Source organism: Streptomyces sp. NPDC097595, assembly GCF_044761525.1.
GTDB lineage: Bacteria > Actinomycetota > Actinomycetes > Streptomycetales > Streptomycetaceae > Streptomyces > Streptomyces drozdowiczii_A.
Genome location: NZ_JBIWCN010000012.1, coordinates 128286 through 142142, shown reverse-complemented (window position 1 = coordinate 142142; position 13857 = coordinate 128286). Strand labels below are relative to the sequence as shown.

13 protein-coding genes and 1 pseudogene are annotated in these 13857 nt (G+C 73.6%); 4 read left to right on the top strand and 10 right to left on the bottom strand.

What is annotated here, in order from left to right; genetic code table 11:
* Nucleotides 1-131 precede the first annotated feature (131 nt).
* From ACIQZN_RS20165 to ACIQZN_RS20155, 3 genes and pseudogenes are all read right to left on the bottom strand, one after another.
* Nucleotides 132-1127 (bottom strand): cytochrome P450, encoded by a 996-nt coding sequence (locus ACIQZN_RS20165; protein WP_403995427.1) that lies wholly within the window; start codon nucleotides 1125-1127, stop codon nucleotides 132-134.
* Between the two features lie 49 nt (nucleotides 1128-1176).
* Nucleotides 1177-1842, bottom strand: a pseudogene (locus tag ACIQZN_RS20160) (LysR family transcriptional regulator substrate-binding protein); the annotation flags it as partial.
* A 5-nt stretch (nucleotides 1843-1847) separates the two neighbouring features.
* On the bottom strand, nucleotides 1848-2414 hold the full coding sequence (locus ACIQZN_RS20155) for an FHA domain-containing protein (protein WP_403995425.1): 567 nt from the start codon (nucleotides 2412-2414) through the stop codon (nucleotides 1848-1850).
* A gap of 162 nt (nucleotides 2415-2576) precedes the next feature.
* Between ACIQZN_RS20155 and ACIQZN_RS20150 the strand changes: the two genes are divergently transcribed.
* Entirely contained in the window at nucleotides 2577-3533 is a 957-nt protein-coding gene (locus ACIQZN_RS20150; RefSeq protein WP_403995422.1) for a GNAT family N-acetyltransferase, read from the top strand.
* Between the two features lie 66 nt (nucleotides 3534-3599).
* A complete protein-coding gene (gene treZ / locus ACIQZN_RS20145) occupies nucleotides 3600-5360 on the top strand; it encodes a malto-oligosyltrehalose trehalohydrolase (RefSeq protein ID WP_403995419.1) in 1761 nt (586 codons plus the stop codon).
* Nucleotides 5361-5378: 18 nt separating this feature from the next.
* On the opposite strand, the gene ACIQZN_RS20140 is transcribed toward treZ, so the two are convergent.
* Together ACIQZN_RS20140 and ACIQZN_RS20135 are read right to left on the bottom strand one after the other, a co-directional pair.
* The gene (locus ACIQZN_RS20140; protein WP_403995416.1) at nucleotides 5379-6506 is read right to left on the bottom strand and encodes an aminopeptidase P family protein; all 1128 of its coding nucleotides are present in this window, start codon (nucleotides 6504-6506) and stop codon (nucleotides 5379-5381) included.
* Between the two features lie 67 nt (nucleotides 6507-6573).
* Entirely contained in the window at nucleotides 6574-7185 is a 612-nt protein-coding gene (locus ACIQZN_RS20135; RefSeq protein ID WP_403995413.1) for a nucleoside/nucleotide kinase family protein, read from the bottom strand.
* A gap of 62 nt (nucleotides 7186-7247) precedes the next feature.
* Between ACIQZN_RS20135 and ACIQZN_RS20130 the strand changes: the two genes are divergently transcribed.
* Nucleotides 7248-7799: a VOC family protein gene (locus tag ACIQZN_RS20130; RefSeq protein WP_403995410.1), complete on the top strand. Its 552-nt coding sequence runs from the start codon at nucleotides 7248-7250 to the stop codon at nucleotides 7797-7799.
* A gap of 55 nt (nucleotides 7800-7854) precedes the next feature.
* Here ACIQZN_RS20130 and ACIQZN_RS20125 read toward each other — a convergent pair whose 3' ends face one another.
* From ACIQZN_RS20125 to ACIQZN_RS20110, 4 genes are all read right to left on the bottom strand, one after another.
* Nucleotides 7855-8754 carry a LysR substrate-binding domain-containing protein gene (locus tag ACIQZN_RS20125; RefSeq protein WP_403995407.1) on the bottom strand — a complete coding sequence of 300 codons (900 nt, stop codon included), beginning with the start codon at nucleotides 8752-8754 and terminating at the stop codon, nucleotides 7855-7857.
* A gap of 87 nt (nucleotides 8755-8841) precedes the next feature.
* Entirely contained in the window at nucleotides 8842-10035 is a 1194-nt protein-coding gene (locus ACIQZN_RS20120; RefSeq protein WP_403995404.1) for a glycine C-acetyltransferase, read from the bottom strand.
* Nucleotides 10036-10057: 22 nt separating this feature from the next.
* A complete protein-coding gene (gene tdh, locus ACIQZN_RS20115) occupies nucleotides 10058-11086 on the bottom strand; it encodes an L-threonine 3-dehydrogenase (protein ID WP_403995401.1) in 1029 nt (342 codons plus the stop codon).
* Between the two features lie 234 nt (nucleotides 11087-11320).
* The gene (locus tag ACIQZN_RS20110; protein WP_265539748.1) at nucleotides 11321-11767 is read right to left on the bottom strand and encodes a MarR family winged helix-turn-helix transcriptional regulator; all 447 of its coding nucleotides are present in this window, start codon (nucleotides 11765-11767) and stop codon (nucleotides 11321-11323) included.
* A 235-nt stretch (nucleotides 11768-12002) separates the two neighbouring features.
* Between ACIQZN_RS20110 and ACIQZN_RS20105 the strand changes: the two genes are divergently transcribed.
* On the top strand, nucleotides 12003-12623 hold the full coding sequence (locus ACIQZN_RS20105; RefSeq protein WP_403995398.1) for an L-threonylcarbamoyladenylate synthase: 621 nt from the start codon (nucleotides 12003-12005) through the stop codon (nucleotides 12621-12623).
* 145 nt (nucleotides 12624-12768) lie between these two features.
* Here ACIQZN_RS20105 and ACIQZN_RS20100 read toward each other — a convergent pair whose 3' ends face one another.
* Nucleotides 12769-13746: a helix-turn-helix domain-containing protein gene (locus ACIQZN_RS20100; RefSeq protein ID WP_403995395.1), complete on the bottom strand. Its 978-nt coding sequence runs from the start codon at nucleotides 13744-13746 to the stop codon at nucleotides 12769-12771.
* Between the last annotated feature and the right edge of the window lie 111 nt (nucleotides 13747-13857).

The following is a 13857-nucleotide window of genomic DNA, read 5'->3' as shown; positions in this document are numbered from 1 at the left end:
CGCGGCGTCAGGCGTGTGCTCTCGGCGTGCCGGCCCCAGACCCCTGTACTGGACGTACCGGGGTCTGGGGCCGGTGCGGCGAGAGTGCGTGCCTGACGCCGCGCGGCAGACGGCAGTTTGGCGACAGGCCCTCAGCCCGGTCGGACGAGGAGGGAGCGCGGGCCCCTCGTCAGCAGGCCCGTGGCGGCCGGGCGGAAGCCCTCCGCCCAGCGGAGCCGGGGCATCGCGTCGAGCAGGGCGCGCAACCCCTGCTCGGCCTCCAGGCGGCTGAGCGCCACCGCCGGGCAGCCCGGCGGGCCGGTCAGCGCGCGGTCCTGGTCCGGGCGGAACGGGTCGAAGGCGTCCGGCGCCGCGAACCGCCCGGGGTCGCGCGCGGCGGCCCCGACGAGGCAGGCGACGGGCGCCCGCGCGGGAAGGGTGCCACCGCTGAGCGCGACCTCGGAGACCGTGCGCCGCAGGACGACCTGGACCGGCGGGTCGCGGCGCAGCGACTCGGTCCAGGCCCGGCCGGTGAGCGCGGGTTCGACGCGCAGGGCGGCCAGCAGGTCGGGGTCGTCCAGCAGATTGGCGAGGAGCGAGGCGAGCACGGTCCGGCGCAGGGCGGTGTCCCGGGCGCACGGCCCGTCACCGGCCGGCGCGGCGGGCAGCCAGCGGCAGAACTCCTCGACCAGGTCGGCCCGGGAGGACCGGGCGATGCGCCGGGCGAGCACGTAGACGGTGCGCTCCACGCGTTCGGCGAGCCCGTCCGGGACCGTTCCGGTGACCACGGTGTAGCGGTCGGCGGGCAGACAGCGCGGGCTGCCGTGGCACAGGCCGAGCGGCGCGGGCCCGCCCCGGGGCGCCCCGTCCTGCGGGAAGCCGGTGAACCGGGGGTCGGTGAGAGCGGTGGTCACATCGTCGTACCGGCTGACCAGCCAGGCGCCGAGGGGCGCGTCGTAGCTGAGCGGGTACTGCTCGCGCAGCATCCGGTAGAAGCGGTACGGGTCCCGGGCCGCGCCGCGCGCGAGCAGGCTGGGCCCGGTGCAGGGCCGGCCGGTCCTGCGGGACCTGGCGGAACGGGTGGCGTGGGCCCGTGGCTCGGGCGAGGTGGTCGGGGCCGGTATGTCTCGGGGCGCGTCTGCCTGCATGGCGGTTCCCCCGGGCGAGTCGGTACGCCGGTGGACGGCGCGGTCCCCCTCAGGGCATCACCTGAACGGTCGCGTCGCAGTCGGCGCGCGGCCGTTCAGGTGACATGCGGGCCGCCTCGCCGCCGCGCCGGGCATCGGCCAGCAGATCGGTGAAGGCGGCGGCCGCGCCGGTCAGCGGGACCCGGGAGAAGACGGCGAGCTCGCGGCGCCAGGCGGGGTCCACGGTGAGCAGGGCGCAGTCCTCGCCGACCGCGCCCCGTACGACATGGGCGGGGGCGGGGGCGACGCCGACCCCGGCCGCCGCCATGCGCACCGCGGTCGAGGTGTGCTCGGTGCGCACCGCCGTACGCGGGCTGAAGCCGGCGCGGGCGCAGGCCCAGTCGATGAAGGGGGTCCCGTCCACCAGCGGTTCCATGGCGCAGCGCACCCAGAAGCGGTCGGCGAGCTCCTGGAGGCGGACCGAGGCCCGCCCGGCGAGCGGGTCGTCGAAGGGGACGACGAGGACGATGTCCTCCATGCCGACGGGGACGACCGGGCCGCTCCAGCGGGCGGGCGGCGGGCCGACGGCGAGGTCGGCGGTGCCCCGTTCGATCCGGTCCTCCAGCGCCTCGGTGGTGGCGTACTCGTGCAGGACGAGGGCGACGCCGGGGTGGGCGGTCCGCCAGCGGGCGAAGACGTCGGGGAGGATGCCGACGGCGATGGAGTGGACGGTGGAAAGCCCTACGCGGGCGGGCGGAGCGTCGGCGCGGAGAGGCGGAACATCATGCGGCCGAAGCTCACCTGGTCCCCCTCGCGCACCGGGACCGTGCCGGTGACCCGCTGTCCGTTGACACAGGTGCCGTTGGTCGAGCCGAGGTCCCGCAGCAGCCAGCGGTCGCCGTGCGCGATCAGCTCCGCGTGCATCCGGGAGACCGTCTCGTGGCTGAGCCGCAGTCCGTTGCCCGGGTCGCGGCCGATGAGCAGGGGCTTCGGGCTGGGGGCGGGGAGCAGCAGTTTGGGCAGCCGCTCCGCCCTCCAGGCCCGGCGGACCCGCTCGGGAAAGCCGGAGACCCCGCCGACGACGCGCAACAGCCCCCGCGACCAACGGCCTTCGCGCTCCAGGTCCTTGGTGAGGGCTTCCAGCTCCTCGGGGCGGCTGGTCGTCAGCGCCACCTCCATGCGCTGCATGAAGGTGTCCTGGGAGAGCCTGCCCTGGGCGGCGCCCTCCCTGAGCACACCGAGAACACGGTCGCGCTGCGCGTCGGACAGGCGCGCGGTGGGCGTGTGGTACTCGAACGGGGACGTCACGGCTCGATTGTCGGTCCGACGGGCCCGGGGTGTCCAGAAGAACCCCGGTTTCCGGCACCTCTGACCTGCACCGGATAACCAGGAGCGGCCCGTGCGGAACGTTGCTAGGGTCGGCCGCCGCCCGGTGATCGCCGTGGCGTGCCCGTACGACCCTGGAGCTCCGTGCCCGACGCACCGCTTGATCTGACCATCCGTCCACTGACCGGCCCCGAGGAGCTGAAGCTCTTCCTCGAACTGCCCTACGTCCTCGACCACGAGCTGGCCGACGACCTCGCCACGGGCCGCCGCCGCCCGGAATGGATGTGGATCGCGCTGCGCGGCGACCGGGTCGTGGCGCGGATCGCCTGGTGGAGCAGGGACGGTGCCGTGCCGCTGCTGCTCGACTTCTTCGACCTGGACGACACCCTGCCGCTCGCCGAACGCGAGGAGGCCGGGCTGCGCCTGGTCGAGAAGGCGACGGCCGCCGTGGTCCCGGCCGGGGCGCCGCGCCCCGAGTACGGGCGTTTCGTGCCGCCCGACTGGCGTGAGGACCCGGCCGTCCGCGAGGCCGTCGAGGCCCGGATCCGGGTCATGGAGCGCACCGGGGCCCGGATGCTCGTGGAGCGGCTGCGCCTGGAGTGGCGCGCGGGGACCCCGGTGCCCGCCCCGAGCGGGCGGCTGCGGTTCCGGCCGGTGGCGGGGCGCGAGGACCTGCTCGCGCTGATGACGCCCGTGATGGAGGGGACCCTCGACGCGCACGGGCAGACGGACCTGGCGTCCGGTCTGACGCCGCGTCTGGCCGCCGAGAAGCATTACGACGAGGAGCTGGCCGGGTACGCCACGCCCCGGGAGTGGTGGCGTATCGCCGAACTCCCGGACGGCGAGCCGGTCGGCTTCGTGATCCCGGCCCGCAACAGCTACAACCCGATCATCGCGTACATCGGTGTGCTGCCCGCCCACCGCGGTCACGGCTACATCGACGACATCCTCGCCGAGGGGACGCGGATACTGGCCGCGCAGGACGGGGTGGAGCGCATCCGGGCGGCGACGGACCTCGGCAATGTGCCGATGGCGAAGGCGTTCGCCCGGCTGGGCTACGTCAATTTCGAGCGCGCCTTCGACATGGTGTGGGACGCCTGACGGCCACCTCGTCGTCGTAGCACGATGGTCCCGGGTCGCACGGCCCCGGGACCGAGGGAGTGCTGCATGTTGTTCGAGGTATGGGCACCCGACGCGGGGTCGGCCGCGCTGCGGCTGGCGGGCGAACCACGGCCCATGGAGCCCGATCCGGACCGGCCCGGCTGGTGGATCGCCGAGGCGGAGGCCGTGGACGGCGACCGGTACGGCTTCGCCCTGGACGGCGGTCCGGTGCGCCCCGACCCCCGCTCGCGCCGCCAGCCGGACGGGCCCGACGGCGAGTCGGCGGTGGTCGACCACGACGCGTACTCCTGGCGCTCGGAGTGGGCGGGGCGCGAGCTGCCCGGCGCGGTCCTGTACGAGCTGCACATCGGCACGTTCACGGACGAGGGCACGTTCGACGCGGCGGCGGCCCGGCTCGGCCATCTCGCGGAGCTGGGCATCACCCATGTGTCGCTGATGCCGGTCTGCCCGTTCCCCGGGGTACACGGCTGGGGGTACGAGGGGGTGTCGCTGTGGGCCGTCCACGAGCCGTACGGCGGGCCCGAGGGGCTCAAGCGCTTCGTCGACACGGCGCACGGTCTCGGGCTGGCCGTCGTCCTGGACGTCGTCCACAACCATCTGGGCCCGTCCGGGAACTACCTCCCCGTGTTCGGCCCGTACTTCACCGAGACGCACCACACCCCGTGGGGCGCGGCGGTCAACCTGGACGCGCCGGGCTCCGACGAGGTGCGGGCGTATCTGCTGGGCAGCGCGCTCGCCTGGCTGCGGGACTACCGGCTCGACGGGCTGCGGCTCGACGCGGTGCACGCCCTGGCCGACACCCGGGCGCTGACCTATCTGGAGGAGCTGTCCACGGCGGCCGACGCGCTCTCCGCCGAGCTGGGGCGCCCGCTGCCGCTGATCGCGGAGTCCGATCTGTGCGACCCGCGCACCACGACCCCGCGCGAGGAGGGCGGGCTCGGGCTGCACGCGCAGTGGAACGACGACTTCCACCACTGCCTGCACACCGCGCTCACCGGTGAGTCCCAGGGCTACTACGCGGACTTCGCGGCCGCCCCGCTGGCCGGGCTCGCCAAGACGATGACGAGCGCCTTCTTCCACAACGGCACGTACTCCAGCTTCCGGGGCCGTACGCACGGCCGCGCCGTCGACGTCACCCGCAGCGCCGCCCACCGCTTCGTCGGCTACGCCCAGACCCACGACCAGATCGGCAACCGGGCCCTCGGCGACCGGCTCGCCGCCTCCCTCTCCCCCGGGCTGCTGGCCTGCGCGGCGGCCCTCGTGCTGACCGGGCCCTTCACGCCGATGCTGTTCATGGGCGAGGAGTGGGGCGCCCGCACCCCGTGGCAGTTCTTCACCGACCACACGGACCCGGAGCTGGCGGAGGCCGTACGCACGGGCAGGCGGCGGGAGTTCGGGGCGCACGGTTGGGCGGAGGAGGACATCCCGGACCCGCAGGCCCCGGCCACCCGGGCCCGCTCCTGCCTGGACTGGGACGAGCTCCACCGCGAGCCGCACGCCCGGCTGTACGCCTGGTACCGCGAGCTGATCGCCCTGCGCCGCACCCTGCCGGACCTGCGCGACCCGGACCTGGCGAGCGTGAAGGCGGCGTACGACGACGGGGCGCGGTGGCTCGCGGTGCGCCGGGGCGACCTGCGGATCGCGGTCAACCTCGACGCGGAGCCCGCCGCGATCCCGCTGGGCAACGGACGGCACCGGGGCGGTCCGGGGCGGGTGCTCGCCGCGTGGCTGCCGGTGGACCCGCCGGGCCCGGACGGGATGCTGCACCTGCCGCCGGAGTCCTGCGTGGTGCTGGCCGACGACTGAGACGCGTGCCCTTGAAAGCTACTCCACGATCGCGAGTTCGCGGGCGGTGGCGTTGAGCCGGCGCCCGCCGTCCTCGGTGACGGTCACGATGTCCTCGATGCGGACGCCGAACCGGCCCGGCAGATAGATGCCGGGCTCCACCGAGAAGCACATGCCCGGCACCAGCGGCTGCTCCTCGCCCTCGATCATGTACGGCGGCTCGTGGGTGGTGACGCCGATGCCGTGGCCGGTGCGGTGGATGAAGCGCTCCCCGTAGCCGAACTCGGTGATGACGGCACGGGCGGCCCGGTCGATCTCCTGGCAGGCGACACCGGGGCGCACCGCCGCGCAGCCCGCCTGCTGCGCCTCGCGCACGATGTCGTGGACCCGCTGCTCCTCGGCGGTGGGCTCGCCGACGTGGACGGTACGGGAGGTGTCGGAGCCGTAGCCGTGCTTGAGGCCGCCGAAGTCGAGGACGACCATGTCGCCGTGCTCGATGGTGCGCTCGCCCGCCTCGTGGTGCGGGTTGGCGCCGTTGGGGCCGGAGCCGACCACGGTGAAGTCCACCTGGGAGTGGCCGTGCTCGGTGAGCAGCCGGGCCAGGTCGGCGGCGACCTCGGTCTCCTTCCGGCCGGAGAAGCGGACCTTCAGGATCTCCCCGTACGCGGCGTCGGCGGCGGCCCCGGCGGCGGCGAGCCGTTCCAGCTCATGGGCGTCCTTCACCGCGCGCAGCATCGGGAGCGCCTGGGTGAGCGAGGCGTACGAGGTGCCGGGCAGCCGCTGCTGGAGGCCGAGCAGGTGCATCGCCCAGGCGTTGTCGCTGATCCCGAACCGGCCCTGCCCGTCCAGCAGCGGGGCGGTGACCTCGTACGGGTCCTTGCCGTCCGTCCAGTCGCGCAGGGTCAGGGCGGGGGCGCCGACGGCCTTCGCCGCGTCCGGTGCCTCCAGCGTCGGCACGACGAGGACGGGGTCCCGGTCCGCCGCGAGCACGAGGAGGGTGAGCCGTTCGGTGATCGCCGTCGGCTGGTAGCCCGTCAGGTACACCAGGTCGGGCCCGGGCGCGACGAGCACCCCGGCGAGCCCGGCCGCGGCGGCGCTCTCGGCGGCCCTCGCCATCCTGGCCCGGTAGTCGTCGGCGGTGAACGGCACGGGCTGGTTCGTGGGCATGCTGGCCTCCTGACGGCACGGAACGGCCCTCCCATCCTGCCCGCCCGCCGGTGCGCACGCGAGCGGGTCAGCGGACGACGAGGTCGGCCCGGTCTCGGCCGGCCGCGACGAGCCGGGCGTTGGCCTCGTCGGACCGCGCCACCCAGCGCTCGGCTTCGGCCCGGGCCTTCCCGTACCGCACATGCCGCGCGACGAGCCGGGGCACGCGCACCGCGTCGTCGGGGTCCAGGTACCACGCCTCGTCCAGCAGCCCGCGCACCGGCGCCCAGGGCCCTTCCCCGTACAGCAGGTAGTTGCCCTCGGTGACGACGAGCGGGACGTCCGGGGGTACGGGGATCGCCCCGGCGACCGGTTCCTCCAGGGACCTGTCGAAGGCGGGGGCGTAGACGACGGTCCCGGGCTCGGGGGCGCGCAGCCGGCGCAGGAGGGCGGCGTATCCGGCGGCGTCGAAGGTGTCGGGCGCGCCCTTGCGGCCGGCCCGGCCGAGGCGTTCCAGCTCCGCCTGGGCGAGGTGGAAGCCGTCCATGGGCACGAGGGCGGCGAGCGGGCCGAGCGCGTCGGCGATCCGCCCGGCCAGGGTCGACTTGCCGGCTCCGGGCGGCCCGGCGATGCCGAGGACGCGCCGCCCGCCGGCCCGGGCGAGGCGGTGCGCGCGGGCGGTGAGGTCGGGGAGGTCCATGCGGATAGTGTCGCGCCCGGGGGCCGGCGCCCGCCCGGCCCTGCCGCACCGCGAGGAGTTCCATGCCGCACATCGCCCTGGTCACGCTGGTCGTCCGCGACTATGACGAGGCCCTTTCCTTCTACACCGGGGCCCTCGGCTTCGAGCTGGTTGAGGGGGTGTCTTGCCGATCAGGGTCGGTCAGGCCGCGGCGTCTGGTGCGGTGCATCGCAAGGCGCCGGAATGCCCTCATCGCGGAGCGATTAGGGTGTTTCGGCAACGCGGCGAGGTGCCGTGCCAGGCGTCGCGGACCCGGCCCTGATCGGCAAGACACCCCCTGGGACACCGACCGGGGCGACGGCTCGCGCTGGGTGGTGGTGCGGCCGCGTGGTACCGGGGGTACGGGGCTGCTGCTGGCCCGGGCCAAGGACGAGGCGCAGGCGGCGAGCGTCGGCGCGCAGACCGGCGGCCGGGTCGGCTTCTTCCTGCACACCGAGGACTTCGCGGCCGACCACGCCCGGATGACGGCGGCCGGGGTGCGCTTCCTGGAGGAGCCGCGCCACGAGGTCTACGGCTCGGTCGCGGTCTTCGAGGACCTGTACGGCAACCGCTGGGACCTGCTCCAGCCGGCGTGACGGGGGCGGGGCCGGGCAGCGGGGCGGGGGTGGGGGTGGGGCCGGGCAGCGCCCCTCAGCCCGCCGCGCCCGCCAGCGCTTCCAGGACCGGTGCGATCAGCGGGTGGGCCTCGGCGCCCCGGCGGACCGCCGCGAAGACCCGGCGGGTGGGGGCGGTCCCGCGTACCGGGCGGACCACCACGCCGGTCAGCGTCATGCCGCGCAGGGCGGTGCGCGGCACCAGGGCCACTCCGGCGGCCGCGCCGGCGAGGGCGACGACCGCGTGGAAGTCGTCCGAGGAGTGTTCGAGGTTCGGGGCGAAGCCGGCGTACTCGCAGGCCAGGACCACCACGTCGTGGCAGGGGTTGCCGGGGTAGGGCCCGATCCAGGCGTCCTTGGCCAGCTCGGCGACGGCCACCTGCTCCTGGCCGGCCAGCCGGTGCCCCACCGGGAGCACCGCGTCGAACGGCTCCGAGTAGAGCGGTACGCGGGTGAGCCGGCGGTCGTCCTCGCCCGGGGCGCCCCGGTACTCGACGGCGACGGCGACATCGACCTGCCGGTCCAGGACCATGGGGACGCTCGCGTCGCCCTCCGCGTCCTGGACGCGGACCTTGATGCCGGGGGCGGTCCGGCTCAGCGCGGCGATGGCGGGGGCGAGCACCAGCCCGATGCCGGTGGCGAACGCGGCGACCGTGACCGTACCGGCCTCGCCCGAGCCGTACGCGGCGAGCTCGGCCTCCGCCCGTTCCAGCTGGGCCAGGACCGCGTTGGTGTGGGTGAGCAGGATCTCGCCGGCCGGGGTGAGCCTGGCCCCGCGCGAGCCGCGTTCGACGAGGCGGTGGCCGGTCTCCTGCTCCAGGGCGGCGAGCTGCTGGGAGACGGCGGACGGGGTCAGGTACAGGGCGGCGGCCGCGGCGGTCACCGTGCCGTGGTCCGCCACGGCACGCAGCACGCGCAGCCGCCGGGCATCGATCATGTGCCCTATTGTCCCAGGTCGCGGGGGAACGTCGTGCCAGGTCGCGGGGGCACCCTGACCGCCCCCGCGACCGTTCTGGGACCGCCCTCAGCCCTCCAGCTCGGCGCGCGCCGCGACGAACGCGTCGACCGCGCGGTTCACGTCCGCCGTGGAGTGCGCGGCGGAGAGCTGGACGCGGATGCGGGCCGCGCCCTGGGGGACGACCGGGTACGAGAACCCGATCACGTACACACCGCGCTCCAGGAGCAGCTCCGCCATCCGGCCTGCCTTCGCCGCGTCCCCGATCATGACGGGGGCGATGGCGTGGTCGCCGGGCAGGATGTCGAAGCCCTCCTCGGTCATCCGGGTACGGAAGAGCGCGGTGTTGGCGTTGAGCCGCTCGCGCAGCTCGCCGGCGGACTCCAGCAGGTCGATGACCTTGAGGGAGGCGGCGGCGATGACGGGGGCGAGCGAGTTGGAGAAGAGGTACGGGCGCGAGCGCTGGCGCAGCAGGGCGACGATCTCGGCGCGCGCCGCGACGTAACCGCCGGAGGCACCGCCGAGCGCCTTGCCGAGGGTGCCGGTGATGATGTCGACGCGGTCCATGACGCCGTGCAGCTCCGGCGTACCGCGTCCGCCGGCGCCGACGAAGCCGACGGCGTGCGAGTCGTCCACCATGACCATGGCGTCGTAGCGCTCGGCCAGGTCGCAGATCTCGCGCAGCGGTGCGACGTAACCGTCCATGGAGAAGACGCCGTCGGTGACGATCAGCCGGCGCCGGGCCCCGGACGCCTCCTTGAGCTGCGTCTCCAGGTCGGCCATGTCGCGGTTGGCGTAGCGGAAGCGCTTGGCCTTGGACAGGCGGATGCCGTCGATGATCGAGGCGTGGTTGAGGGCGTCGGAGATGACCGCGTCCTCGGCGCCGAGGATCGTCTCGAACACGCCGCCGTTGGCGTCGAAGCAGGAGGAGTAGAGGACCGTGTCCTCCTGTCCCAGGAAGGAGGAGAGCCGCTGCTCCAGCTCCTTGTGGACCTCCTGGGTGCCGCAGATGAAGCGGACCGAGGCCATGCCGTAGCCCCAGCGGTCCAGCGCCTCGTGCGCGGCGGCGATCACGTCGGGGTGGTCGGCGAGGCCCAGGTAGTTGTTGGCGCAGAAGTTCAGCACCTCGCCGGGGCGGCCCCCGGCGGTGACGGCCACCGTCGCGGACTGCGGGGTGCCGATGACGCGCTCGGGCTTGTGCAGCCCGGCCGCCTCGATCTCTTCGAGGGTGGTGCGCAGGTCGTCGCGTACGGAGTCGAACATGCCGGTTCCTTAGGTGAAGAGGTCAGACGGTCCAGTCGAGGATGACCTTGCCGCCGCGCCCGCTCGCCGCGTCGTCGAAGGCCGCCTCGAAGTCGCGGTAGCCGTACCGGCCGGTGATCACGGGGGCCAGGTCGAGGCCGCCCTCCAGCAGGACGGACATGGCGTACCAGGTCTCGTACATCTCGCGGCCGTAGATGCCCTTGACCGTGATCATCGAGGTGACGATCCGGGCCCAGTCCACGGCGAACTCCTCGGAAGGGAGTCCGAGCATGGCGATCCGGCCGCCGTGCGTCATGTTCGCGATCATGTCGCGCATGGCCTCGGGGCGGCCGGACATCTCCAGGCCGATGTCGAAGCCCTCGCGCAGGCCCAGCTCCTTCTGGCCGTCCGCGATGGTGTGCTCGCCGACGTTGAGCGCCAGGCTGACGCCGACCTTGCGGGCCAGTTCGAGGCGGGCCTCGCTGACGTCGGTGATCACGACGTTGCGGGCGCCGGCGTGCTTGGCGACGGCGGCGGCCATGATGCCGATCGGGCCGGCGCCGGTGATCAGGACGTCCTCGCCGACGAGCGGGAAGGACAGCGCGGTGTGGACGGCGTTGCCGAACGGGTCGAAGATCGCGGCGACGTCGAGGTCGACGGGGACCCGGTGCACCCACACGTTGGACGCGGGCAGTGCGACGTACTCGGCGAAGGCGCCGTCGCGGCCGACGCCCAGGCCCAGGGTGGAGCGGCAGAGGTGGCGGCGGCCGGCCAGGCAGTTGCGGCACTTGCCGCAGACGAGGTGGCCCTCACCGCTGACCAGGTCGCCGACGGCGATGTCGACCACGTCCGCGCCGATCGCGGCGACCTCGCCGACGAACTCGTGGCCGAGGACGAGCGGGGTGGTGATGGCCTGCTGCGCCCAGCCGTCGTAGTTGCGGATGTGCAGGTCGGTCCCGCAGATGCCGGTGCGCAGGACCTTGATCAGTACGTCGCCGGGGCCGGTCTCGGGCTCGGGGACGTCCATCAGCCAGAGCCCGGGCTCGGCCTTCTGCTTCACGAGTGCCTTCACGGCTGCGGCTCCCTGTACGGCGTTGAGCTCCCCGGGCCGGGGGCATGCCTGAGGAAGCCTGCGGCCCGGGGAAGGATGAGAGGGACGGCATGGCAGCGCGCTCGCTCCGGCTGCCGCGCACCATCCTCCGCCGTCACGGAGAAATCTGCCGTACCCCGCGCCCCAGGTCCATCGAGGTTTTCTTAAGCGGGACCGCAGCTCCGCTTCACACCGTGCGCGTTCCGCCCGTACGGCTCAGTCGCGCGGCCAGGGCCTGCCGTCGAGGCGTTCGATGTCGCGGTTGAGCCGGGCCAGGTCGTCCGCGAAGCGGGCGGCCTCCTCCGGGGTCCACTCGGCGAGGACCCGTTGCAGCCCCTCCCGGTTCTCGGCCCGGTCCTTGTCGAGGCGGCGCTCCCCCTCGTCCGTGATGACGAACTTGCGCGCGATCCCGCCGTCCGGGTCGGCGATGCGGTCGACCACGCCGGCCCGGAGCATCGCGGCGGTCTGCCGGTTCAGCGTCGAGGTGTCGAGGCCGAACGCGTCGTGCAGCTGGCCGATCGACATCGGGCCCTGGACCCGGATGCGGCTGAGGAGGATGTACGCGCTCCGGTCGAGCCGCCCACCGCCGCGCGAGGTGAGCAGGCTCATGTGCCGGCCGAGCAGCATCGTCTCGAACTCGATCCGGTCCACAGGCATGTCCACGCACGGCTCCCTACGACTGCGGCACGCCTCCCCCACCGGGACGACGACCTCTCTGTACACATATACCACGGAATGTGTGCACCATGCACGTATCATGCATGGTGCACAACGAGCATCGCGCGGCCGGGCGGGTTTGAACGGCGGCCGCCACTCGAAACGGTTGTCCTGCCCGCCCCGGGGCCGCACAATCCGCTTCTCCGGGAACCGTTCGCGCACCCGGCCGTAGACTCGCCGGATGGCGAAGTATTTCGATGTACACCCCGAAAATCCCCAGCAGCGCACCATCACCAACGTGGCCGAAAGCATCCGCTCCGGGTCGCTCGTCGCGTATCCGACGGACTCCTGCTACGCACTCGGGTGTCAGCTCGGCAACCGGGACGGCCTGTCCCGCATCCGGGCGATCCGCGACCTCGACGACCGCCACCACTTCACGCTGATGTGCCAGAACTTCGCCCAGCTCGGGCAGTTCGTGCACATCGACAACGACGTGTTCCGTACGGTCAAGGCGTCGACGCCCGGCCAGTACACCTTCATCCTGCCGGCCACGAAGGAGGTGCCGCGCCAGCTGCTGCACCCCAAGAAGAAGACCGTGGGCGTGCGCATCCCGGACCACCCGGTCGTGCAGGCCCTCCTGGCCGAGCTGGGCGAACCACTGCTCTCCAGCACGCTGTTGCTGCCCGACGAGGCCGAACCCCTCACCCAGGGCTGGGAGATCAAGGAGCGCCTGGACCACGAGGTGGACATCGTCATCGACTCCGGCGACTGCGGTACCGAGCCGACGACGGTCATCGACTTCTCGGGCGGCGAGCTGGAGATCGTGCGCCGGGGAGCCGGCGACACCTCGCGCTTCGAGTAGCCCGGCCGCACCCCAGTCGGCGGGCTCGGCATCGAACTCCCCCTGCTCGGCTGCTCGTTACCCGGACCCCGGCGTCCCCCCGGATCACCGGGGTCCGGTATCCACAGCTTCTCTCCCCGTCGTATCTCGCGTCTTTGACGTACGGTCACCACTGACTTGACGATGCGTGCCGGTAGTCGCGCGGCGACATGCCGTAGGCCGTACGGAAGCTGCGGGTGAAGGTGGAGTGGTCCCGGAAGCCCCAGCGCACGGCGATCTGATGCACGGTCACCTCGCTCAGTGCGGGGTCCCGCAGATCCCGGCCGGCCCGCTTCAGCCGCATCCCCCGGATCCACGCCGTGAGCGTCGTGCCGCGCGCGCTGAACAGCCGGTGGAGGTACCCCACCGAGAGATGGTGGGCGCCCGCGATCGTACGCGGGGACAGGTCCGGGTCGTTCAGATGCCGCTGCACGAACGCCTCGATGCTCAGCAGCAGGGCCCCTTTGCGGGAGTCGTCCCCGGGCACCGGCTCCGCGTCCGCGTGGTGGTCCACGAGCGCGGTGAGCAGGTCGCCGGCGATCTCCGCCAGGCGGCTGCGGTCGTTCGGGCGGTACGCGCGCGACTCGTCGGCCAGACTGCTCATCAGGTGGACGAACATGCCGGCGAAGCCGGCGTCTCCCTGGAGCGGCCGGGCGAGCAGCGGCTCCACGAGGTCCGCGGATCGGCCGAGCAGGGCGCGCGGGACATGGGCCCGGATCAGCGTCGCGGGCTCGCCGCCCGGGGTGCCGACGCCGATCTCGAAGGGGCGCGAACTGTCGTAGAACGCGAGCTCGTTCGGCCCCAGGACGGCCTCCCGCCCGGCCTGGCCGAGCACCGTCCGCCCGGAGGCGGCCAGCGCGACGCAGACCAGCTCCGGATCGGCCTGCCGCACCATCCGGTCGGACCGCACGACCAGCCCCGGTGACATCGTCAGCTCGACCACGGACACCGCCGCGAGGTCGACGCCCCGGACCAGGGCGGTGAAGCCGTCCGCCTCGGGGCTGAGGACGCCCATGGCGTGCTCGCTGGTGCGGAACGCGTCGTTCAGCGCCGCCAGCCGCTCACGCGGCGCCAAGTCATCGCGATCGAAGAGTGTATGCAGCATGGTTCCCCCCAAGGAGCCCCACGGTAACCAACGCCCCCTCCCCCTACCGAGCCGAATCGGCCACCCGTTCGGCGACCCGGCCGCCTCGCTCCTTGATAGCGTCGCCCCAGC